Annotated in this window: 25 protein-coding genes; 18 read left to right on the top strand and 7 right to left on the bottom strand. The window is 60.0% G+C overall.

All coding sequences use genetic code 11. The features are described 5' to 3' along the window. Positions 1–43: 43 nt before the first annotated feature. Genes mpl through AABC73_RS24985 form a run of 3 tightly spaced genes read left to right on the top strand, consistent with a single transcriptional unit; the run spans position 44 to position 2296 of the window. Entirely contained in the window at positions 44–1393 is a 1350-nt protein-coding gene (gene mpl / locus AABC73_RS24995) for a UDP-N-acetylmuramate:L-alanyl-gamma-D-glutamyl-meso-diaminopimelate ligase (protein ID WP_341521377.1), read from the top strand. Beyond that, complete coding sequence (gene ubiX, locus AABC73_RS24990) at positions 1390–2019, top strand: flavin prenyltransferase UbiX (RefSeq protein ID WP_020289615.1); 630 nt, start codon at positions 1390–1392, stop codon at positions 2017–2019. The genes mpl and ubiX overlap by 4 nt, the downstream gene beginning before the upstream one ends. Beyond that, positions 2012–2296, top strand: coding sequence for a YceK/YidQ family lipoprotein (locus tag AABC73_RS24985; RefSeq protein WP_341521376.1), 285 nt, complete (start codon positions 2012–2014; stop codon positions 2294–2296). The genes ubiX and AABC73_RS24985 overlap by 8 nt, the downstream gene beginning before the upstream one ends. A 128-nt stretch (positions 2297–2424) precedes the next feature. Here AABC73_RS24985 and AABC73_RS24980 read toward each other — a convergent pair whose 3' ends face one another. From AABC73_RS24980 to AABC73_RS24970, 3 genes are all read right to left on the bottom strand, one after another. Next, positions 2425–3066: an oxidoreductase gene (locus tag AABC73_RS24980; RefSeq protein ID WP_341521375.1), complete on the bottom strand. Its 642-nt coding sequence runs from the start codon at positions 3064–3066 to the stop codon at positions 2425–2427. Between the two features lie 26 nt (positions 3067–3092). Beyond that, on the bottom strand, positions 3093–4817 hold the full coding sequence (locus AABC73_RS24975; RefSeq protein ID WP_341521374.1) for a C13 family peptidase: 1725 nt from the start codon (positions 4815–4817) through the stop codon (positions 3093–3095). A gap of 137 nt (positions 4818–4954) precedes the next feature. Beyond that, positions 4955–5410 carry a MaoC family dehydratase gene (locus tag AABC73_RS24970; RefSeq protein ID WP_331150574.1) on the bottom strand — a complete coding sequence of 152 codons (456 nt, stop codon included), beginning with the start codon at positions 5408–5410 and terminating at the stop codon, positions 4955–4957. 213 nt (positions 5411–5623) lie between these two features. Here AABC73_RS24970 and AABC73_RS24965 point away from each other — a divergent pair, with 213 nt between their 5' ends. Genes AABC73_RS24965 through AABC73_RS24955 form a run of 3 tightly spaced genes read left to right on the top strand, consistent with a single transcriptional unit; the run spans position 5624 to position 7302 of the window. Then, on the top strand, positions 5624–5986 hold the full coding sequence (locus AABC73_RS24965; protein ID WP_331150573.1) for a CidA/LrgA family protein: 363 nt from the start codon (positions 5624–5626) through the stop codon (positions 5984–5986). Further along, positions 5983–6699 carry an LrgB family protein gene (locus tag AABC73_RS24960; RefSeq protein ID WP_341521373.1) on the top strand — a complete coding sequence of 239 codons (717 nt, stop codon included), beginning with the start codon at positions 5983–5985 and terminating at the stop codon, positions 6697–6699. The genes AABC73_RS24965 and AABC73_RS24960 overlap by 4 nt, the downstream gene beginning before the upstream one ends. A gap of 12 nt (positions 6700–6711) precedes the next feature. Then, entirely contained in the window at positions 6712–7302 is a 591-nt protein-coding gene (locus tag AABC73_RS24955; RefSeq protein WP_341521372.1) for an LON peptidase substrate-binding domain-containing protein, read from the top strand. Positions 7303–7323: 21 nt separating this feature from the next. Here the strand turns inward: AABC73_RS24955 and AABC73_RS24950 are convergent, their stop codons facing one another. After that, complete coding sequence (locus AABC73_RS24950) at positions 7324–8640, bottom strand: bifunctional DedA family/phosphatase PAP2 family protein (protein WP_341521371.1); 1317 nt, start codon at positions 8638–8640, stop codon at positions 7324–7326. A gap of 3 nt (positions 8641–8643) precedes the next feature. Beyond that, positions 8644–9315, bottom strand: a complete 672-nt coding sequence (locus tag AABC73_RS24945; RefSeq protein ID WP_341521370.1) for a DNA-3-methyladenine glycosylase — start codon at positions 9313–9315, stop codon at positions 8644–8646. 250 nt (positions 9316–9565) lie between these two features. Here AABC73_RS24945 and AABC73_RS24940 point away from each other — a divergent pair, with 250 nt between their 5' ends. From AABC73_RS24940 to lipA, 12 genes are all read left to right on the top strand, one after another. After that, positions 9566–10837, top strand: coding sequence for a glutamate-5-semialdehyde dehydrogenase (locus AABC73_RS24940; RefSeq protein ID WP_331150568.1), 1272 nt, complete (start codon positions 9566–9568; stop codon positions 10835–10837). A gap of 34 nt (positions 10838–10871) precedes the next feature. Beyond that, positions 10872–11519, top strand: coding sequence for a nicotinate-nucleotide adenylyltransferase (nadD, locus tag AABC73_RS24935; protein ID WP_341524332.1), 648 nt, complete (start codon positions 10872–10874; stop codon positions 11517–11519). Positions 11520–11592: 73 nt separating this feature from the next. Further along, positions 11593–12015 (top strand): ribosome silencing factor, encoded by a 423-nt coding sequence (gene rsfS / locus AABC73_RS24930; protein WP_020289603.1) that lies wholly within the window; start codon positions 11593–11595, stop codon positions 12013–12015. 9 nt (positions 12016–12024) lie between these two features. Further along, the gene (rlmH, locus tag AABC73_RS24925) at positions 12025–12492 is read left to right on the top strand and encodes a 23S rRNA (pseudouridine(1915)-N(3))-methyltransferase RlmH (protein WP_341521369.1); all 468 of its coding nucleotides are present in this window, start codon (positions 12025–12027) and stop codon (positions 12490–12492) included. A 12-nt stretch (positions 12493–12504) separates the two neighbouring features. Then, positions 12505–14406, top strand: a complete 1902-nt coding sequence (mrdA, locus tag AABC73_RS24920) for a penicillin-binding protein 2 (protein WP_341521368.1) — start codon at positions 12505–12507, stop codon at positions 14404–14406. A gap of 31 nt (positions 14407–14437) precedes the next feature. Next, entirely contained in the window at positions 14438–15541 is a 1104-nt protein-coding gene (gene rodA / locus AABC73_RS24915; protein ID WP_341524331.1) for a rod shape-determining protein RodA, read from the top strand. A gap of 17 nt (positions 15542–15558) precedes the next feature. Next, positions 15559–16566 carry a lytic murein transglycosylase B gene (gene mltB, locus AABC73_RS24910; RefSeq protein WP_341521367.1) on the top strand — a complete coding sequence of 336 codons (1008 nt, stop codon included), beginning with the start codon at positions 15559–15561 and terminating at the stop codon, positions 16564–16566. Further along, complete coding sequence (locus AABC73_RS24905) at positions 16566–17585, top strand: septal ring lytic transglycosylase RlpA family protein (RefSeq protein ID WP_341521366.1); 1020 nt, start codon at positions 16566–16568, stop codon at positions 17583–17585. The genes mltB and AABC73_RS24905 overlap by 1 nt, the downstream gene beginning before the upstream one ends. A gap of 236 nt (positions 17586–17821) precedes the next feature. Further along, complete coding sequence (locus AABC73_RS24900; RefSeq protein ID WP_065833710.1) at positions 17822–18982, top strand: D-alanyl-D-alanine carboxypeptidase family protein; 1161 nt, start codon at positions 17822–17824, stop codon at positions 18980–18982. Between the two features lie 92 nt (positions 18983–19074). After that, entirely contained in the window at positions 19075–19350 is a 276-nt protein-coding gene (locus AABC73_RS24895; protein ID WP_331150095.1) for a DUF493 domain-containing protein, read from the top strand. After that, positions 19350–19997 carry a lipoyl(octanoyl) transferase LipB gene (gene lipB, locus AABC73_RS24890; protein ID WP_341521365.1) on the top strand — a complete coding sequence of 216 codons (648 nt, stop codon included), beginning with the start codon at positions 19350–19352 and terminating at the stop codon, positions 19995–19997. Before AABC73_RS24895 ends, lipB begins: the two co-directional genes overlap by 1 nt. 1 nt (position 19998) lies before the next feature. Next, positions 19999–21030: a lipoyl synthase gene (gene lipA, locus AABC73_RS24885; protein ID WP_341521364.1), complete on the top strand. Its 1032-nt coding sequence runs from the start codon at positions 19999–20001 to the stop codon at positions 21028–21030. 175 nt (positions 21031–21205) lie between these two features. Here the strand turns inward: lipA and AABC73_RS24880 are convergent, their stop codons facing one another. Together AABC73_RS24880 and arfA are read right to left on the bottom strand one after the other, a co-directional pair. Next, entirely contained in the window at positions 21206–22534 is a 1329-nt protein-coding gene (locus tag AABC73_RS24880; RefSeq protein WP_341521363.1) for a lytic murein transglycosylase, read from the bottom strand. An 83-nt stretch (positions 22535–22617) separates the two neighbouring features. Then, positions 22618–22773, bottom strand: coding sequence for an alternative ribosome rescue factor ArfA (arfA, locus tag AABC73_RS24875; RefSeq protein WP_020289592.1), 156 nt, complete (start codon positions 22771–22773; stop codon positions 22618–22620). Between the last annotated feature and the right edge of the window lie 6 nt (positions 22774–22779).

Here is a 22779-nt window from a genome sequence, read left to right as displayed (position 1 = left end):
ACCGCCCCTGAGCTAACCTGCGCGGATGTTTTAAGAGGTGGTCATGCATATTCATATCCTTGGTATTTGCGGCACTTTCATGGGTTCGCTGGCGGTGCTCGCCAAAGAGTTGGGCCATCGGGTCACGGGCTCCGACGCCAATGTCTATCCGCCGATGAGCACGCAATTGCAGGCTCAAGGCATCGAACTGACTCAGGGTTACGGCCCGGAGCAGCTCGACCCCGCACCTGATCTGGTGGTGATTGGCAACGCGCTGTCGCGGGGCAATCCGGCGGTCGAGTACGTGCTGAATAAAGGCCTGCCTTACGTGTCCGGCCCGCAATGGCTTGCCGATCACGTCTTGCAAGGTCGCTGGGTGTTGGCGGTGGCTGGCACTCACGGTAAAACCACAACCAGCAGCATGCTGGCCTGGGTGCTGGAACACGCGGGCATGAGCCCTGGTTTCCTGATCGGCGGCGTCCCGCAGAATTTCGCAGTGTCGGCCCGTCTGGGTGACACGCCGTTTTTCGTGGTGGAAGCCGACGAATATGACAGCGCGTTTTTCGACAAGCGTTCCAAGTTCGTTCATTACCGCCCGCGCACTGCGATCCTCAATAACCTTGAGTTCGATCATGCGGACATCTTCCCCGATCTTCCGGCTATCGAGCGGCAGTTCCATCACTTGGTGCGCACCATTCCAAGTGAAGGCCTGGTCATTCATCCCACCACTGAACCGGCGTTGACGCGGGTTATTCAGATGGGTTGCTGGACGCCGGTACAAACCACCGGTCAGAACGGCCAGTGGCAGGCGCGCTTGCTCAGCGAAGACGGTTCGCGTTTTGAAGTGCTTTTCGAAGGCCAGTTGCAAGGCGTGGTCGAGTGGGACATGACCGGCCAGCACAACGTGGCTAATGCGTTGGCAACCCTGGCTGCCGCGCGCCATGTGGGTGTCGTGCCGGCCATGGGCGTTGAAGCCTTGAGCGCGTTCAAAAGCGTCAAGCGGCGCATGGAGAAGGTCGCCGAAGTGCGCGGCATCACCATTTATGACGACTTCGCCCACCACCCGACCGCTATCGCCACCACCCTTGATGGCCTGCGCAAGAAAATCGGCGATGCGCCACTGATCGCGATCATCGAGCCGCGTTCCAACTCCATGAAACTCGGCGCCCACCGCGCCGGCTTGCCGGAAAGCGTGCAGCAGGCTGATCAAGTGGTGTGGTATGCCCCGGCCAATCTGGGCTGGGATCTGGCCGGCACCGCCGCGCTGTGTTCGGTGCCCGCCGTGGTGTGCGATTCCCTGGAGGGGATTATTGCCCGGGTGAAAAGCCAGGCGCAGCCCGGCACGCATATTGTGATCATGAGCAACGGCGGCTTCGGCGGCCTGCACGGCAAACTGGCCGAGGCGCTGCAATGAACGGCCCGGAACGCGTCACCGTTGCCATGACCGGCGCGTCGGGCGCGCAATATGGCCTGCGTCTGCTTGATTGTCTGGTGCGGGAAGACCGCGAGGTGCACTTCCTGATTTCCAAGGCCGCGCAGTTGGTCATGGCCACCGAGACGGATGTCTTGCTGCCGCCCAAACCGAGCATGATGCAGGCGTTCCTCACCGAATACACCGGCGCGGCAGCGGGGCAGATTCGCGTGTATGGCAAGGAAGACTGGATGTCGCCCGTGGCTTCTGGCTCGGGCTCGCCCGCCGCGATGGTCGTGGTGCCTTGCTCGACCGGGACTTTGTCGGCGATTGCCACCGGTGCCTGCAATAACCTGATCGAACGGGCTGCGGACGTAACGCTGAAGGAGCGTCGGCAGCTGATTCTGGTGCCGCGTGAAGCGCCGTTTTCCAGCATTCATCTGGAAAACATGCTCAAGCTGTCGAACCTGGGCGCGGTGATTCTTCCGGCATCGCCCGGCTTTTATCATCAGCCGCAAACCATCGATGACTTGATTGACTTCGTGGTCGCCAGAATTCTCAATCTGCTGAACATCCCGCAAGACATGCTGCCGCGTTGGGGCGAACATCATTTGAGCGCTGATGAATAAGCTGCTGCTGATTGCCCTGGCGCTGACCCTGACCGGTTGCGCCACCGCCCGCACGCTCAACGCGGCGCAACCCGGCGCGCCAGTGGTGTATGCCGGGACGCGGCTGGATTTGTATGCGATGCAGGGCGGTTGTTGCGCGATGGATCGTTTCGGAGCCGAAGCACCAAGCTATCCGGGCCTGGACCTGCCCGGCAGCGCAGTGCTCGATACCTTGCTGCTGCCGTTGTCGCTGCTCACCGCGTTGGGCGTTGGGTTTCAGGCGACGGGTGGGCTGTAGGCGGCTTCCCTGGATATTGTGGGAGCAAGCTTGCTTGCGAAGGCATTTCCAAGGCCACCACAACGGGGTTGGATGTATGGATGTCTTCGCGAGCAAGCTCGCTCCCACAAGGTAATTAGCGTTTCGCGTTACTTCCCCAACTTGCGCAACTCATCCGACTCCACAACCCGCTCACCGGATTGTTCTTCCAGCGCCAAACGCCATAGCGCTCGAGCCAGGCTGCAGGCCTCGATGGCGCCGTATTTTCCGGGGATCAGCTTGGCGATGGGCGCGGCGAGCTGTTCGGCCAGACGCGTTTCATTGCGATTACCCACCAGCAGCGAAGGGCGGGCGATGGTCAGTTGCGGCCAGTCCTGCGCCTTGAGCGCCTGCTCCATTTCACCCTTGGTGCGGGTGTAGAACACGCTGGAGCCTGGGTCGGCGTTGATCGCACTGATCACCACCAAATGCCGCGCGCCCATTTCACGGGCGCGTTTGCCGAAAGCCACCACCATATCCAGATCAATGGCGCGAAACGCTTCCTGTGAACCGGCCTGCTTAATGGTGCTGCCCAGGCAGCAAAAGGCGATGTCAACCTGGCCGCTCAGGGTCGGCAGCAGACTCGTCAACTCACCCACGGGATTTTCCAGTCGCGGATGTACGGCCAGCGGCCGGCGGGTTGGGGCCAGCACGCGGCTGACCGTGGGTTCATTGAGCAGGCGATCCAGCAAGTGTTCGCCAGTCAGGCCGGTGGCACCGGCGAGCAGGATGTGTTGTGGCGTCAAGTACATAAATTCCTCCCTTGATTGACGACAGCTTAGTGGCTGCCGACGGTCTTCGCTTCCTTGCGAGTCGATACCGTATTGAGTGCACGTTCCGCCTGGCTCTTGCGCAGCAGATTCCAGTGCGCGATGACGCCTTTGGGCGCCCACATCTGCGGTTCCGAAGCGTCGAAATTGTCAGCGATTTCCCGCTCGGCGACGGTATCTTTGGCCGCGTTGAACGCTTGCTGCAGGTCGTCGGTTGCAACCAGCGCCTTGGCAAACAGCGCGTCACCGAAGTAAGTGAAGTCCGCTTCTTCCGAGCAGCCGAAGGAAACCCGGTCTTCTCGGGAGGCAGTAATTACCAACGTGCGCTCGTCTTTCAGGGCCGGAATGAAGCCGCCCGAATAACACGCCGAAATCACCACGACCTTGTCACGGTTTTTCAAAGGTGCCATGACGGCAGCCAGTTCGTCTGCGGGCAAATCGGCCAGTTCGATACGCGGTTGATCCAGAACCAGCTCGTGGTCCTGGGTGCCGTGGCTGGTCAGGTAAATGAACACCAGGTCTTCCGGGCCGCTGCGTTGCGCGAGGGTGCGCATGGCGCGGCTGATGTTTTCCCGGGTCGCCAACGGCCGGTCGATCATGTGGTCGCGATGGTTGACCAGACTGATCTGGCCGTAAGCGCCGAATCGCGAGGCCAGCAGGTTGCTGACAAAATCGGCCTCGCGCAGAAATACGCTTTGCTTGCCGTCGCCGCCCACCACCAGGGTGAACAGCTCCACGGCCGGGGTTGAAACAGGCACGGCGGCCAAGGCTTTGTCCAGCAACGGGCCTTGGGCGAGCATGCCGACTTCCAGTGAGTCAGGCAAAAGTTTGCCCTGAGCGTCACGCACGCGCTGGCTGTTCACCCAGAAACCGCTCTGCACCGTGCCTTGCGCAGAGGTCAGGACGCCTTGGCCCTGATAAGTATCATCGGCAAACTCGCCCACGTAAGTGCTGCCATCGACCAGTCGCAGACGACCTTGCCCGGAGAATTTCCAACCGCCGAATTCGCCGACATAGTGGCTGCCATCAGCGCCGATCAACTCTCCTCGGCCGTTGAGCGCGCCGTCCTTGAACATCCCGACCCACACGTCGCCGTCGCTGTTTTCATAGCGGCCGTGACCGTTGAGCTGGTTGTTGATGAAGCCGCCAACGTATTGATCGCCATCGGCGCTGTTGAAGCTGCCGACGCCTTGCAGCTGACCATTGACGAAGTTGCCGCTGAATTGATTGCCGCTGGCGTCGCTGCGCTGACCTTCGCCATTGGGTTTGCCACGAGAGAACTGGCCCTGATACTGGCTACCGTCATCGAGTTCGAGGCGACCGAGGCCGTCATACTGGTCAGCCTTGAATGCGCCGCGATAGGTCAGGCCTTTCTCTTTGAGCGTGCCTTCGCCTTCACGGCGGCCCAGCTTGAAGCCGCCGACATAGCTGCCGCCGCTGGTGGTCAGCGTGCCGTGCCCATCGAACAGGCCATTGGCGAAGCCGCCTTTATAGACGTCGCCGTTGCTCGCGTGCCATTCGCCCTGGCCGTGCCACTGGCCATTCTGGAATTGCCCGGCGTACCAGCTGCCATTGGGGTAATCGATTCGTCCCTGGCCTTGCAGCAAACCGTTGACCACATCGCCGCGATAGCGTCCGCCGTCCGGCAGGCGTGCGTCGGGTGGGGACAGCGGTTCGCCGTCACCGCAGGCAGCGATTAGGAGTGACAGAGCCAATGGAACAAGCGCGCGCATGGTAGATCCCGAAAAATTAAAGCCAGGCGAGTTTCGAATGTGCCCGAGCGGGCGCCATCGCACAGCCGGTGGGAGTATGCCGCAGCCAGGAAGAGAGACGAAACAGTCTGTAACGACTGTTTCGTGATTTAACAGTGTTACACGAAGCACATGGACAAGGGTTCAGCGATGAACGCTGGCTTCTCCTGGCCCTCGATCTCCAGTGTGGCCGTGGCTTTGAGCAGCCACTGCCCCGGTTTTTTCTCGGTCACCTCGGTCAGTTCAACTTTTAGACGAACGCGCGAGTCGACCTTCACTGGCTGGATAAAACGCACGCTGTCCAGGCCATAGTTAATTGCCATCTTCAAGCCTTCGGGCATCACCAGCAGGTTTTCCATCAGCTTGGGGATCAGCGACAACGACAGAAAACCGTGGGCGATGGTCCCGCCGAACGGCGTCTGGGCGGCTTTGACCGGGTCCACGTGAATGAACTGAAAATCACCTGTGGCTTCGGCGAACAGGTTGATGCGCTCCTGATCAATGGTCAGCCATTCGGAATATCCCAGCTCCTTGCCGACATAATTCTTGAGCTCGGTAACAGGTACAAACGGCATAGGCACTCTCCTTGTCTTCGTCGTTTTCTTTTTTGTATTACTGCTTTTTCATCTTTTTGCGTAGGATTTTGCCTTCGCAGGTGAAATCCAAGATCAGCAGAGGGTTGAGGATTGGTCAAGGGATGGTTAGCCAAGTGCGGCTTTGCGAATGCCGATCCATAGCCATCATGGCTGCGTGCCTATAATGTCGCCGCCGATTTGCTGGAGCTTTTTATGTTGTTACGGGGTTTGACCTGGCTGGTGCTGTTCCAATTGCTCGGCACTGCGCTCAATCATTTGTTCTTGTCGATACTGCCCGGGCCGATTATCGGGTTGGTGTTGATGCTGGTGTATCTCATGGTGCGCGGCGAGGTCAGCGAGCCGATCAGCCTGGCGGCCAGCAGTCTGCTGCGCTATCTGCCGTTGCTGCTGGTGCCGCCCGCCGTGGGCGTGATGGTCTACGCCGCGGCCATTGCCGAGGATTTCTGGGCCATCGTTGGCTCGCTGGTGTTGTCGCTGATGATTGCCCTGACGTTCGCCGGATGGCTGATGCAGAAACTCATCGACCGTCAGGCGCGCCGCCAGGAGCCATCATGAGTCTCGACTGGCACGGCGCCGCGATGTCGGTGATTCATCATCCGTTGTTCGGCATCGCTATTACCCTTGGCGCTTATCAGCTGGTGCTGGCTGGCTACGAGAAAACCCGCTGGGTGTTTTTGCAGCCGGTGCTGGTGTCGATGCTGGTGGTCATTGGCGTTTTGCTCAGTTGTGGCCTGAGCTACGCCGAATATCGCAAGAGCACGGAAATCCTCAGCATTCTGCTCGGCCCGGCGACGGTGGCGCTGGCGGTGCCGCTTTTTCTGAATTTGCGCAGGATTCGACAGTTGTTGTGGCCGACTTTAACTACGCTGGTAGTGGGCGGCGTCTTCGCCACCGGGCTGTGCGTGCTGCTGGGCTGGCTGTTTGGCGCCGATCACATGATTCTGATGACCATGGCGCCCAAGTCGGTGACTTCGCCCATCGCCATGCTGGTCGCCGAGCAGATCGGCGGTGTGGCGGCGCTGGCGGCGGTGTTCGTGTTGATTACTGGCGTGATCGGGGCAATATTCGGTCCCGGTCTGCTGACCCTGGCCGGTGTGCAAAACCCCGCTGCCCGAGGGATGGCGCTGGGCCTTACTGCCCACGCGGTGGGTACCTCGGCGGCGTTGCAGGAAGGTGAGGAGTGCGGCGCATTTGCTGCACTGGCAATGAGTCTGATGGGTGTCGCGACTGCGTTGTTCTTGCCGCTCGCGGTGTCTTTGGTCGTTTAAAGGTGCTCTGGTATGACGTTGCCGCTTTTTCCACTTAACGCTGTGCTGTTTCCGGGTTGCGTGCTTGATCTGCAACTGTTCGAAGCGCGCTATCTGGACATGATCAGCCGCTGCATGAAACAAGGCGAAGGCTTTGGCGTGGTGTGCATCACCGAAGGTAAAGAAGTCGGTGAGGTACCGGCGGGTTATTCACTGATCGGCTGCGAGGCATTGGTGCGTGACTTCCAGCAACAGGACAATGGCCTGCTGGGTATTCGCGTGGAGGGCGGGCGGCGTTTTCGCGTGCTCAGCACCGAGACCCAGCGCGACCAATTGCTGCTCGCCCAGGTGCAATGGCTGGACGAGCCGCAAGAGCGGCCATTACAGGAAGAAGATGCCGATCTGGTCGCCTTGCTCGCCGCCCTGGCCGAGCATCCGATGGTGGCTGCGCTGAACATGGGCCTGACCGCCAGCGGCCAGCAGTCACTGGCCAATCAGTTGGCGTATCTGCTGCCGTTCACCGAGGAAGACAAGATCGAGTTGCTGGAAATCGATGACGCCGAAGAGCGTCTCGATGCGATCCAGGATCTGCTCGATGAAATGCAAGGCGATCTGCAGGCCTGAGCGGCCGGCCTGCGTTGGGCATCAATACTGATAGCGCAAGATCGCATGGGGCAGCGAATGCAAGGCAAAGGCGCTGAACAGCGCGACCAGCGCCGGCAGGATCAGCCACCAGACCCGCACCGGCAGGGCGTTCAACGACGTGTCGCGCTGGACGAAGGCCAGGCTGGCGGCGCACACGCAGAACGCCAGCATCATCCCGGCCAGTACGTCCGTCGGCCAGTGCACGCCCAGATACACCCGTGACATGGCAATCGACAGCGCCGGTATGCCGCCCAACAACAGCCAGGTCAGGCGCAAGCGCACCGGTTGCCCGCGACCAGCCAGCACCGCCAGGGTCATGAACAAGCCAAACGCCGCCGAACTGTGACCGCTGGGCATGCTGTAAGTGGTGAGGGGTTCGAGCAGCACTTCCGGGCGGGCGCGGGCGAAGATGTATTTCATGCTGCCATTGACGATGGCGCAACCCAGGGTCGTGGCCCCGGCAAACAGGGCATGACGCCATTGTCTGGTGATCAGCAGCAGGGCCAGCAACAGCGCAGCGGCAAAAAACTGCGTGCGGAAATCTCCCAGCCCGGTCACGACGATCACAAAGTCATCGACTGCGGCGCTGCGATGTTCTTGCACCAGGGTCATCAGCCCGTTATCGAACCGGGTCAGGTACGGCCAGCCGAGAAACAGGCCGCCCAACATGATCCCGGCGACCACCGCAATGACCTTGGTGGCGTAACGCTTGGCGCGCAGACTGCTTTGCACAGCCACGGCGAGCAGCACGGCCATGCCGCCACCGACCACCGCTGCCTGCGGCCAGAAACCTTCCGGCAACGGCAGACGAACCGCCGCACCTGCGGCCCAACCCGGCAGCAGGTAGACAATCGACCATCCCGCCGCCGCGATGACGCTGACCGCGGCGAAGCGCGGGAATGGCATGTCGAACATGCCGGCCACCATCGGCAGCATGGGCCGTAGCGGACCGATGAAGCGCCCGACCAGCAAGCTGGCAATGCCGTAGCGCTGAAAGTAAGTCTCGGCGCCGCCGATCCATTCGGGGTGATGGCGCAGGCCCGGCAGGCGGCGGATGTTTTGGTGAAACTTGCGGCCCAGGAAATAAGAAATCGCATCGCCCAGCAATCCGCCGACAAACCCCAGCAGCAAGACTTCACCCAGCGGCAGCACGCCGCTACCCGCCAAAGCGGCGACGGCAAACAGCAAAACCGTGCCGGGCACGATGATCCCGGCGATGGCCAGACACTCGATAAATGCCACCACGAAAATGGCCACGCTCAGCCACGAAGGGTTTGCCGCCAGCCAACCGGTGATGCTATCGAGCCATGGCCCCATGGGTCATTTTCCTTGATCGATTAAAAAGTAGTCGCGGCCTTCGACCTGACCACGGCGCAGCGGGTTCCGCGTACAGAAGCGAGCGTATTGAGCGTCGACGAAGCGGTACAGAAGATGTTCGTCACGGCCGGTCGGGATGCCCAGGCGTGTGGTCTGAATAATCTGACGCGGGTTCTGGTTTACGTCCTCGACCAGCAGTTGCTCGGGATCGAAGCGCCTGGCGTCCCACATCGGCACTTTCAGGCCCAGCGCCTTGCACAGCAGGGTCTGGCCGGAACACAGCCGTTCGGCTGGGCGGATCGCGCCGCTGGCGTCCGGGTTATTCAATTGCATTTGCGCAAGGCTGTTGGCGTCCGATACGTCGTCGACCCATGGGAAGGCGGATTTGATCAGCACTGCATTGCCCGGGCCTTCGGCACTGAAGTTCAGTGAGTCGCCGCCCCGGGCGTAATACATATAGATGTGACCACCGTCGAGAAACAGTGCTTTGCGCTTCTCGGTGTAGCCCAGCGACGCGTGACTGCCTTTCTCGGCGCAGTAATAGGCTTCGGTCTCGATAATCCGCGCCGCCAGCCAGAGTTTGCCGACCTTATGTCGAATCACCTTGCCCAACAGCGCTCGGGCCAGCACTTGTGCGTCGCGATGGAAAAAACTGTCGGGAAGGGCGTCAGGCATGGGGACACATGAAGTGGCGGCGGGTGGGCGGTGATGATAGCAACCTCAGTCTTAATTGGAGCTGAATAGTGCAGAGTTAGATATCCTCCGGCCTCGCTCCAACGGATCGCATCAAGGGCAATCGGCCCAGAATTGATCCACCACCCCTCGTTTTTGCACTGTTCTCGACCATCCGCCTGTCACCGCTGTCGTTAGCGGCGCTTGACAGCTATAATCGGCCGCTTTCCTCTATGCCAAGACCTCTGAGACCATGACTGAGTCTGTTCTTGACTACATGACCCGCCTGGGTCAAGCCGCCCGCGAAGCTTCGCGAGTGATCGGCCGTGCCAGCACTGCGCAGAAAAACCGCGCGCTATTGGCCACCGCTGCCGCTCTGGATGACGCCCGCGCTCAATTGTCTGCTGCCAATGACATGGACCTGGCCGCCGGCCGCGCCAATGGTCTTGAGCCGGCAATGCTTGAGCGTCTGGCCCTGACCCCCGCACGGATCGACAGCATGATCGTCGGGTTGCGTCAGGTAGCGAACCTTCCGGACCCGATCGGCGCGATCCGCGACATGAGCTTTCGCCCGTCCGGTATTCAGGTGGGCAAGATGCGCGTGCCGCTGGGCGTGGTCGGGATCATCTACGAGTCGCGGCCCAACGTGACCATCGATGCCGCGAGCCTGTGCCTGAAGTCTGGCAACGCGACCATCCTGCGCGGGGGTTCCGAGGCGATTCATTCGAACCAGGCGATTGCCGCCTGCATCCAGCGCGGCCTGGCCGAAGCCGGTTTGCCGGCTGCCGTCGTTCAGGTAGTGGAAACCACAGACCGCGCCGCCGTCGGTGCGTTGATCACCATGCCCGAGTTCGTCGACGTCATCGTGCCGCGTGGCGGCAAAGGCTTGATCGAACGCGTCAGCCGTGACGCACGGGTGCCGGTCATCAAGCATCTGGACGGCATTTGCCACGTGTATGTCAGCGCTCATGCGGATTTGCCGAAAGCTCAGCGCATTGCGTTCAACGCCAAGACTTATCGTTACGGGATATGTGGCGCCATGGAAACCCTGCTGGTCGATCAGACCATCGCAGCCGAGTTCCTGCCGCAGATGGCTGCCCAGTTCCGCGAAAAAGGCGTTGAACTGCGTGGTTGCGAGCGTACCCGCGAGTTGATCGAGGCGAACGTTGCCACCGAAGAAGACTGGAATACCGAGTACCTGGCAGCGATTCTGTCGATCCGGATCGTGACCGGGCTGGATCAGGCCATCGAACACATCAATCACTATGGCTCGCATCACAGCGATGCCATCGTCTCCGATCATCAGGGACAAGTGCGGCGCTTCATGGCCGAAGTCGACTCCAGTTCGGTGATGGTCAACGCACCGACCAGCTTCGCTGATGGCTTCGAATACGGATTGGGTGCCGAGATCGGCATTTCTACTGATAAGCTGCACGCCCGCGGTCCGGTCGGTCTCGAAGGTCTGACCTGCGAGAAGTACATCGTGATCGGTGATGGCCAGCTGCGTGGACAGGAGCCAGCCTGACTTGAGCGAGCCTGAACGGCACGCCGCTGCGCTTATGCCCAAACGCATCGGGATTCTGGGTGGCACCTTTGACCCCGTGCACATCGGTCATTTGCGCGGTGCGCTGGAAGTCGCCGCGTTGCTTGAACTGGATGAGTTACGCCTGACGCCCAGCGCCCGGCCGCCTCATCGCGATACGCCGAGTGTGTCTGCGCAGGATCGTCTGGCGATGGTCGAATGCGCGGTTGTCGGCGTGCCGCCCTTGACGGTGGATGACCGCGAGTTGAAGCGGGACAAGCCGTCCTACACCATTGATACGCTGGAATCGACGCGGGCCGAGCTGGCCGCGCAGGACCAGTTATTCCTGTTGCTGGGTTGGGATGCCTTTTGTGGGCTGCCAACCTGGCATCGTTGGGATGAACTGTTGGAGCACTGCCATATCGTGGTGCTGCAGCGCCCGGACGCGGACAGCGAGTCGCCGGATGCCATGCGCAATCTGCTGGCGGCACGCGCAGTCAGCGATCCGAAGGCCCTGAAAGGGCCGGGCGGACACATTACATTCGTCTGGCAGACACCGTTATCCGTGTCTGCCACCCAGATCCGCCAACTGCTGGCCAGCGGGAAGTCGGTACGTTATCTGGTGCCAGACGCGGTACTGGCCTATATCGAAGCGCACGGGCTGTACCATGCGCCGAAAAACTGAGGGAACGCCCCACAACAGCTTTAATCGATAAGCGTTTTGGCGTTTCCACACATACGAGCAAATTGAGTTTTTTATGACAAAGCAAAAAATGAGCAGTGAAGAAGTCGTCCAGATTGCAATTGCAGCGCTGGAAGACGTCAAAGGCACCGACATTCAAACCATCGATGTACGCGACAAAACCAGCATCGCCGACTACATGCTGATCTGCACCGGTACTTCCAACCGTCAGTTGAACGCACTGGTTGATAGCGTGCGTGACAAGGTCAAGGCTGCCGGCCTGAAATCGCTGAGCGAAGAAGGCAAGGGCGACAGCGACTGGGTGCTGCTGGACCTGGGTGACGTCATCGTTCACGTGATGACCGCCAATGCCCGTCAGTTCTATGACCTTGAGCGTCTGTGGCAGGGTGCTGAGCAAAGCCGTGCGGCGGATGCCAAGCACCACAGCCCTGAAGTTGGCCATGAGCATTTCAACAAGCTCAACAAAGACCAGCAGTAAGAGGTCGTTGTGCGTCTGCGTCTGATCGCGGTCGGTTCGCGCATGCCCAAGTGGGTGGAGGAAGGTTGGCACGAGTATGCCAAGCGTCTGCCATCCGAACTGGCGCTCGATCTGGTGGAGATTCCGCTCAATACCCGTGGCAAGAATGCCGACGTGGCGCGCTTCATCCGTCAGGAAGGCGAAGCCATGCTGGCCAAAGTGCAGCCGGGCGAGCGGATCGTGACCCTTGAGGTCCACGGCAAACCCTGGAGCACCGAGCAACTGGCGGTTGAGCTTGAGCGCTGGCGTCTGGACTCGCGTACTGTGAACTTCATGGTCGGCGGGCCCGAAGGGCTGGCGCCGGAAGTCTGCGCGCGCAGTGATCAGCGCTGGTCATTGTCGCCGCTGACCCTGCCGCATCCGCTGGTGCGCATCCTGATTGGCGAGCAGATCTACCGCGCCTGGACAGTTCTGTCCGGGCACCCTTATCACAAATAGCACTGCGCCCTAATGTCTCAGCCGATCCGCCTAAAAGACCATGAGAAAGACGCACGTCTGGTGCGCGGCCGGGTCGTGGTCGGAGCTGTGGCTGTCGTAGTGCTGATTTGCGTGCTGGTGGCGCGGCTGTATTTCCTGCAGGTCATCCAGTACGAGTATCACTCGACCCTGTCGGAAAACAACCGGGTTCATGTCCAGCCGATCCCTCCCAGCCGGGGCTTGATCTTTGACCGCAATGGCGTGGTGGTGGCCGATAACCGGCCCAGTTTCAGCCTGAGCATGACCCGCGAGCGTTCCGGCGACTGGTCCCAGGTGCTCGATACCATCGTCGAAGTGCTGGAGCTGACGCCGGACGACCGTTCCATTTTCGAAAAACGCATGAAGCAAGGGCGACGGCCGTTTGAGCCGGTGCCGATTCTGTTTGAGCTCACCGAAGAACAAATTGCCAGAGTGGCCGTCAACCAGTTCCGCCTTCCGGGCGTTGAAGTGGTGGCGCAGCTGGTGCGGCATTATCCCGAGGGGTCGCATTTTGCGCACTCGGTGGGTTACATGGGCCGGATCAACGAGAAAGAGCTGAAAAGCCTCGATCCCGTGGCCTATAGCGGCACCCATCACATTGGCAAGACTGGCATCGAGCGTTTCTACGAACCCGAACTGCATGGTCAGGTCGGCTACGAAGAAGTCGAAACCAATGCCCGGGGTCGTGTGTTGCGTGTCCTCAAACGGACCGATCCGGTGCCGGGCAAGGACATCGTGCTCAGCCTCGACATAAAACTGCAGCAAGCCGCAGAAGCGGCGCTGGGCGGGCGTCGCGGCGCAATCGTCGCCCTCGACCCAGCGACGGGCGAAGTCCTGGCGATGGTCAGTGCGCCGAGTTTCGACCCGAACCTGTTCGTGACCGGTATCAGCTTCAAGGCCTACGCTGAACTGCGCGATTCGATTGATAGACCGCTGTTCAACCGAGTTCTGCGCGGCCTGTATCCGCCAGGATCGACCATCAAACCCGCCGTGGCGATTGCCGGTTTGGACTCCGGTGTGGTGACCGCTTCGACACGGGTCTTCGACCCCGGCTTCTATCAGCTGCCCAATTACGATCACAAATACCGCAACTGGAACCGTACCGGCGATGGCTGGGTCGATCTGGACACCGCGATCATGCGCTCCAATGACACCTATTTTTACGATTTGGCGCACAAGATCGGCATCGACCGACTGGCCACGTATATGAACAAGTTCGGCATCGGCCAAAAAGTGTCGCTGGACATGTTCGAAGAGTCTCCTGGCCTGATGCCATCCCGGGACTGGAAGCGCGCGACCCGCCGCCAGGCCTGGTTCCCTGGCGAGACCTTGATCCTCGGGATCGGTCAGGGCTACATGCAGGCCACGCCGTTGCAACTGGCCCAGGCCACTGCGCTGGTGGCCAACAAGGGCAAGTGGAATCGTCCGCATCTGGCCAAAACCATCGAAGGCCAGCCGCCTGTTGATGAAAACCCGATGCCGGACATCGTGCTGCGCGATCCGTCGGATTGGGCCAAGGTCAACCATGGCATGCAGCAGGTCATGCACGGTGCGCGCGGCACGGCCCGCAAGGCGGCGATTGGCGCGCAGTACCGGATTGCCGGGAAAAGCGGTACCGCCCAGGTCGTGGCGATCAAGCAAGGCGAAAAATATGACCGCTCCAAGGTTCAAGAGCGCCATCGAGACCACGCCTTGTTCGTAGGTTTCGCGCCAGCCGACAACCCGAAGATCGTGGTCGCCGTCATGGTGGAGAACGGCGAGTCGGGTTCCGGCGTCGCTGCTCCCGTGGTTCGTCAGGTCATGGACGCCTGGCTGCTCAATCCCGACGGCACGCTCAAGCCTGAGTACGCCGGCCTAACACCTGTGGAGACTGCGGCCAGTGCCCGTGAAGAGTAATTTCGACCGCATTCTGTCCAGTGAAGATGTGATGCGCCGCCGCGCCACCTTCCTGCAGCGCATTCATATCGACGGGCCGCTGCTGATTCTGTTGCTGACATTGGCAGCCGGTAGCCTGTTCGTGCTGTATTCGGCCAGCGGCAAGAACTGGGATTTGCTGATCAAGCAGGCCAGTTCGTTTGGCATCGGCCTGGTGGCGATGGTCATTATCGCCCAGCTTGAACCGCGCTTCCTGGCGCGCTGGGTGCCGGTGCTCTATGTGCTGGGCGTGCTGCTGCTGGTGGTGGTGGATGTGATGGGTCATAACGCTATGGGCGCGACTCGCTGGATTAACATACCCGGCGTGATCCGTTTCCAGCCTTCGGAATTCCTCAAGATCATCATGCCGACGACCATCGCCTGGTATTTGTCGAAACGCACGCTGCCGCCCCATCTCAAACATGTAGCGGTCAGCCTGGCGCTGATCGGCATTCCATTCGTCCTCATCGTTCGCCAGCCGGACCTGGGCACCTCGCTGTTGATTCTGGCCTCTGGGACCTTCGTGTTGTTCATGGCCGGGTTGCGCTGGCGCTGGATCATCAGCGTGGTTGCTGCTGCCGTGCCGGTCGCGGTGGCGATGTGGTTCTTCATCATGCACGACTACCAGAAGCAGCGAATCCTGACGTTCCTTGATCCGGAGAGCGATCCGCTGGGCACCGGATGGAACATCATTCAGTCCAAGGCGGCCATCGGTTCGGGCGGCGTGTTTGGCAAGGGTTGGCTGCTGGGCACCCAGTCGCACCTGGATTTCCTGCCGGAAAGCCACACTGACTTCATTATTGCGGTATTGGGTGAAGAGTTCGGTCTGGTGGGGATTTGCGCGCTGCTGCTGATTTATCTGCTATTGATCGGGCGCGGCCTGGTGATCACCGCTCAGGCCCAGACTTTGTTCGGCAAATTGCTCGCGGGCAGCCTGACAATGACATTTTTTGTTTACGTTTTCGTCAACATCGGTATGGTCAGTGGCCTGCTGCCAGTTGTGGGCGTGCCGCTGCCCTTCATTAGTTACGGCGGAACTTCGCTGGTAACCCTACTGTCAGCGTTTGGGGTTTTGATGTCGATTCACACACATCGTAAGTGGATCGCACAGGTTTGATTAAGGTGAAGAATTCCATGCAAGTAGTGCGTAACTGGGCTCGATATGCTCCGTTGGTCGGCCTGGTTGGTATCCTTGGATCTGTTCAAGAGGCATTGGCAGGGGATTACGAAGGCTCGCCACAGGTTGCCGAGTTTGTCGCACAGATGACTCGCGATTACGGCTTCGCCGGCGAGCAGTTGATTGACGTGTTTCGTGAAGTGGAGCGCAAGCAGTCGATCCTCGATGCTATTTCCCGGCCGGCCGAGCGGGTCAAGCAATGGAAGGAGTATCGTCCGATGTTCATCACTGACGCGCGCATCGCGCGAGGTGTGGACTTCTGGCGTCAGCACGAGGCCGCGCTGGCCCGTGCCGAGCAGGAATACGGCGTTCCGGCCCAGGTCATCGTGTCGATTATTGGCGTCGAGACGTTTTTCGGGCGCAATACCGGCAATTACCGGGTCATCGACGCCCTGTCTACGCTAGGCTTTGACTATCCGCCGCGTGCCGATTTCTTTCGCAAGGAGCTGCGCGAGTTTCTGTTGCTGGCCCGCGAACAGCAGGTCGATCCGCTGACGCTCAAGGGCTCCTATGCAGGTGCCATGGGTTTGCCGCAGTTCATGCCGAGCAGTTTTCGCGCGTATGCAGTGGATTTCGACGGCGACGGCCACATCAATATCTGGACCGATCCGGACGACGCCATCGGCAGCGTGGCCAGCTACTTCAAGCGCCATGGCTGGGTCGCTGGCGAGCAGGTGGTCAGCCTTGCCAATGTGCGCGGCGACCGGGTTGACGAAGGATTGAGTCCGGGCATTGATCCGGTTAAGACCGTTGGGGAGTTGCGAGCGTTGGGTTGGGCGAGTCATGATGCGCTGCGCGATGACCTGCCGGTAACCGCCTTTCGCCTTGAGGGCGAAAAGGGGCCGGAATACTGGATGGGTCTGAATAATTTTTATGCAATCACGCGTTATAACCGCAGCGTGATGTACGCCATGACCGTGCATCAGCTGTCTGAATTATTGGTTCAAGCTCGAGGCGTCAAGTAATGCCGGCAATGCCGATTCGCACACCGCTGAAGTTGTTGTCCTACGCTGCGCTCGCGTTGCTGGTGGTGAGTTGTTCATCCAATACCGGCCGCTCGCCACAAAAAGGCGGCGCAGCAGTGCGTGCCATGCCCGGCCTGGATATCAACCGGGCACACAAGGACGGCGCGCCGTGGTGGGATGTCGACGTGTCGCGCATTCCCGACGCCACGCCAACCCTGCATAACGGGCCTTATAAAGCCAACCCGTACACCGTGCTGGGCAAGACCTATTTCCCGCTCAACGATTCCCGGCGCTACGTTGCTTCGGGCACGGCGTCCTGGTACGGCACCAAATTCCATGGCCAGAATACGGCCAACGGCGAAGTGTATGACCTGTACGGGATGAGCGCGGCGCACAAGACCTTGCCGCTGCCGAGCTATGTGCGGGTGACCAATCTGGACAATAACCGCACGGTAATCCTGCGGGTCAATGATCGCGGGCCGTTCTACTCCGACCGGATCATTGACTTGTCCTATGCCGCAGCCAAGAAGCTCGGTTATGCCGAAACCGGCACGGCGCGGGTCAAGGTCGAAGGTATCGATCCTCAAGAGTGGCTGGCGCAGAACGGCCGCCCGGCACCGCTGTTGCCGAATCAGCCGCAGGTTATCGCCCAGGCCACGCCGCCTGCGTTGACGGTTTCCGCAGGAACCATCGAACAGTACACACCGCCGCCGCAGCAGCACGCGGCACCGGCCGTCCCGTTGCAGGTCGACGCAAAAAAAAACGCTTCCGGACAAGCGTCTGGGCTATTTCTCCAGGTGGGAGCCTTCGCCAATCCGGACGCTGCGGAACTCCTGAGGTCGAAGCTCAGCGGAATGGTCCGGGCACCGGTTTTCGTCAGTTCGATCGCACGCAATCAGCAAACGCTGTATCGGGTGCGGATGGGGCCGATCGACACGCAGGGTGAAGCCCAGCAATTACAGAACAGCGTCAGGTCAGCCAATCTTGGTCAGCCTAGCGTCGTGACATCAGATCAATAGTCGGTGCGGTTTCGGAGTGATCCGAGGCTGATCGACTGGCGGTTTCCGGAGACGCGCATTTGCCGGCAGAGCATGCGTTTCCGGCAACTGTATGCAAGTTTGTCTGTCGAACAGACGACCTTGTTTGCCAGGATCAGAGCCTGGCGTAGCAGGTCGTGAAAAGTGTTTTCGCTTTCACCGCCTGATCAGCTTTGCCCGTGAGGGCATGTTTGCCCATTAGCAATTTCGAGAGACGGATGAACATCACCACCTTTGCAAAACGCTTGTGCCTGCTTGTACCGCTGATCATCACGCCTGCCGCCTGGGCGGTTGAACAGATGACACCCGCCGCGCCGCAACTGGCTGCCAAGGCCTATGTGCTGATGGACGCCACCAGCGGCAACGTTCTGGTCGAGAACAACGGCGACCAGCGTCTGGCCCCGGCGAGCCTGACCAAACTGATGACGGCGTACATCGCCACCCTGGAAATTCGTCGCGGTCAGATCGGCGAGAACGATCCGGTTACCGTCAGCGAGAACGCCTGGCGTACCGGCGGTTCGCGGATGTTCATCAAGGTCGGCACCCAGGTCACGGTCAGCGACCTGCTGCACGGCATCATCATTCAGTCGGGTAACGACGCCAGTGTTGCGCTTTCCGAGCACATCGCCGGCAGCGAAGACGCATTCGCTGACATGATGAACAAGACTGCCGCCGATCTGGGCATGACCAACAGTCACTTCATGAACCCGACTGGCCTGCCGAACCCGGAGCATTACTCTTCGGCGCACGACATGGCGACTCTGGCTCGGGCGATCATTCATGAAGATCCGGCTCACTACGCGATCTACTCGCAGAAAGAGTTCTTCTGGAACGGCATCAAGCAGCCTAACCGCAACCTGCTGCTGTGGCGCGACAAGACTGTCGATGGCCTGAAAACCGGTCACACCGATGAAGCAGGTTACTGCATGGTGTCTTCGGCAGTGCGTGATGGCATGCGTTTGATCGCGGTGGTGTTCGGCACCAACAGCGAACAGGCTCGTGCGGCTGAAACCCAGAAGCTGCTTACCTACGGTTTCCGTTTCTTCGAAACCCAGAACTTCTATCAGAAAGGCACCGAGCTGGCCCAGGCTCCGGTCTGGAAAGGCGCAGAGCATCAAGTCAAGGCTGGACTGGCTGAAGACCTGAGCATGACCATGCCTAAAGGCGAGATGAAAAAGCTCACCGCCAGCATGACCATGAACCCGCAACTGGTTGCGCCAATCGCCAAGGGCGACGTAATCGGTAAAGTTGAAGTGAAAATGGAAGACAAGGTGGTTCACACTGCCAACCTGATCGCGCTGGAGCCGGTCGAGGAAGGTGGCATTTTCCGCCGCGTGTGGGATAGCATCCGCTTGTTCTTCTACGGCTTGTTCAACTGACATCCCAAGAAATCAATGCCGACCTTCTCGCGCCCGCTCATATCCTGAGCGGACGCGTGTCCGTCGTCACGGCTTGTGAGACCTTTACTGCCATGACTGATTCCGACGTTAAGTCGCACATAATCGAATTTCCCTGCGATGACTATCCGATCAAAGTGATCGGCGACACCGTCGTGGGCTTCACCGATTCGGTGATCGAGATCCTGAAGAAACACGCCGAGGTCGATATCAAGACCCTTGCCGAGCGCCAAAGCAGCAACGGCAAATACACCACCGTTCAGCTGCATATCATTGCCACGGGCGAAGACCAATTGCGCGATATCAATAGCGCCCTGCGCGCTACCGGTTTCGTGCACATGGTGCTCTGATGACCGGCACCCTGGGTTTTCGTGATCCCGGGCTGGTCGAATACGAGCGTGGCTGGCACGCCATGCAGCGCTTTACCGATGAGCGCGGTAAAGAGGTGCAGGACGAAGTCTGGCTGGTCCAGCACCCGCCGATCTTCACCCAGGGGCAGGCCGGCAAGGCCGAGCATCTGCTGCTGCCGGGCAATATTCCGGTCATACAGGTCGATCGTGGCGGCCAAGTAACCTATCATGGCCCCGGCCAACTGGTTGCTTACCTGATGCTGGACGTCAGGCGCCTTGGCTTCGGCGTGCGTGATCTGGTTTCCCGGATCGAACGCAGCCTCATCGCAGTGCTGGCCAGTTACGGTGTGACGGCAGCCGCGAAACCCGACGCACCGGGTGTTTACGTCGATGGAGCGAAAATCGCGTCCCTGGGGCTGCGAATTCGCAACGGTTGTTCATTTCATGGTCTGGCGTTGAACGTCGACATGGACCTTGAACCGTTTCGACGGATAAATCCCTGCGGATATGCGGGGCTGGCGATGACCCAGCTGCGTGATCATGCAGGCCCGATTGAATTTGCCGAGGTTAGTGCCCGGCTGCGCGCGCAGCTCGTCAAACACCTCGACTATGCTGAGCAGACGACCCTCACGGGCGGAATCGATTGATATGACTACTGCGACCGACATTGCTGAGAACCCCGTGCAAAACCTGATCCCGACGCTTGATGTTTCCGAGCGCGTTGCCCGCCCGAAAGTCGAAGCCGGCGTGAAACTGCGCGGCGCGGAAAAGGTTGCGCGGATTCCGGTAAAGATCATTCCAACGGTCGACCTGCCGAAGAAACCTGACTGGATTCGTGTCCGCATCCCGGTTTCCCCCGAGGTTGATCGCGTCAAGCAACTGCTGCGCAAACACAAGCTGCACAGCGTCTGCGAAGAAGCGTCCTGCCCGAACCTGGGCGAGTGCTTTTCCGGCGGCACCGCAACCTTCATGATCATGGGCGACATCTGCACCCGTCGCTGTCCGTTCTGTGACGTCGGTCACGGCCGTCCGAAGGCGCTGGACGTCAACGAGCCGCTGAACCTCGCCGTGGCCATCGCTGACTTGCGCCTCAAGTACGTGGTGATCACCTCGGTGGACCGCGACGACCTGCGTGACGGCGGTGCCCAGCACTTTGCCGATTGCATCCGTGAGATCCGCAAGCTGTCGCCAAACGTGCAGCTGGAAACACTGGTTCCGGACTATCGTGGCCGCATGGACATCGCCCTGGAAATCACCGCTGCCGAGCCACCGGATGTGTTCAACCACAATCTGGAAACCGTGCCGCGCCTGTACAAGGCTGCGCGCCCTGGCTCCGATTACCAGTGGTCGTTGACCCTGCTGCAACGTTTCAAGCAGATGGTGCCGCACGTGCCGACCAAGTCCGGCTTGATGCTGGGCCTGGGCGAGACCGACGAAGAAGTCATCGAAGTCATGAAGCGCATGCGCGAACACGACATTGACATGCTGACTCTGGGTCAATACCTGCAACCATCGCGCAGCCACTTGCCGGTCGAACGCTTCGTGCATCCGGACGTCTTCGCCTGGTTCGCTGAGGAAGGCTACAAGATGGGCTTCAAGAACGTTGCGTCCGGCCCGTTGGTACGTTCCTCGTACCACGCCGACGAACAGGCCAAGACCGCTGTAAAAGCCATGTCGTAAGGCAGAGCTGAAACCAAAAACGGGCCGGATAGTGATATCCGGCCCGTTTTTTTTGCTTGATGCCCAACTCCCGTAGGACCGGATTCATCCGGGAGGGCGGTATATCGATGAAGGACATGCATCGGATGTACCGGCCCTTTCGGGAATAAATTCCCTCCTGCAGGGTGGCCTTGCTTCAAGGCTTGCGCAACGTTTCCAGCAATTCATGTGTCGGGTAGCCATCAGCAGGCCAACCGTAGGATTGCTGGGCGCTGCGAATTGCTTTGCGGGTGTTGGCGCCGATAATCCCGTCTGGCGTGCCTGCGTCGTATTGCTTGGCCGAGAGCAGGCTTTGCAGTTCGATGCGCTCAGATCGGCTCAGAGGCGTGTCGTTGCGCGGCCATTCACCTATAACGTAGCCACCGCCTCTGAACCGCTCGGAAAGCAGGCCGATAGCCAGCGCGTAGGACGATGAGTTGTTGTACTTGAGGATTGCCCGGAAGTTATCAATAACCAGAAACGCTGGCCCGCGATAGCCAGCAGGCAACAGCAGTGCGGCCTGTTGCTGATCGGTGCCGGCCGGCAAAGGCGAACCATTGGCCAGACTCACGCCCAGTTGCTGCCATTGGGCGAGGCTTTTACGCGTCGAAGCGTCGGCCAGGGCGTAGTCAAAACCTTTCGCCAGGCCAACTTCGTAGCCCCACGACTGGCCGCGCTGCCAACCGGAGCTTTGCAGGTAATGCGCAGTCGACGCCAAAGCGTCAGCCGGGGTGTTCCAGATATCGCGGCGACCGTCGCCATCGAAGTCCACGGCGTGGGTGTTGTAGGTCGTCGGAATGAATTGGGTCTGCCCCATGGCGCCGCCCCACGAACCGAGCATCCGGTCTGCGGTGATATCGCCGTGCTGGATAATCTGCAGCGCCGCGAGCAATTGATCCTGGGCGAAGCCGCGACGACGGCCTTCATACGCCAGGGTCGCCAATGAACGAATCACCGATTGCGTGCCCTGAAACTGGCCGAAATTACTCTCCATGCCCCAGACCGCCACCAGCACCTGGCGATCTACGCCATAACGGGTCTCGATATTCTGCAGCACATCGGCATATTGGTTGAGCAATGCCTGACCTTTACGCACCCGGGCTGCGGAGATCGCGCCGTCGAGGTATTCCCAGACCGGGCGAGTGAACTCGGGTTGGCTGCGGTCAGCCTTGACCACGCTCATGTCTGGCGTCACGCCAGCGAACGCGTTGTCGAAAATGTCGGGCCTGATGCCTGCCTGCAAAGCCTGTGCTCGAAAACCTGCCTGCCAGTCACTGAAACTGATGGTTGGCTGGATATCGAGATTCGCATCGACGGCAATAACCGGAGCGACGGGCGCAACAGGTGCAACAGGCAACGTGCTGGCAACTGGGAGAGGAGTGGCGTCGGCTGCGGTGGGTTTTTCCGCGCAGGCAACTAACAGGATAAGGCTTGAGGCGGCGATCAGCTGGCGTAACTGCCAACGTCGGGAAAAACAAGAGGGCATGCTTGGGTCCAAGGTATTACCGATAGGTGCAGACCTTAACACGCCAGCCCGATCTAAGGGGCGTCGGGGGAAGTCGTAGTGTTTCAAGCCGCCAGAAGGTAAGAAGCCTCCCAGCTTTTAGACTGGAAGGCTTCGCGGCGGTAGCTGCCCTTACCTTTGCCGGGTTGTTCCTGACGGCTGCGGAACAGTGGCTGGGCGACGATGGATTTGGCCTTGTTGGCCCGCTTTGGTTTTTTCATGGCGGA

Source organism: Pseudomonas sp. G.S.17, from assembly GCF_038096165.1.
Classification (GTDB): domain Bacteria; phylum Pseudomonadota; class Gammaproteobacteria; order Pseudomonadales; family Pseudomonadaceae; genus Aquipseudomonas.
The sequence above is the reverse complement of the archived record's forward strand: the minus strand, read 5'-3'. Positions and strand labels throughout refer to the sequence as shown.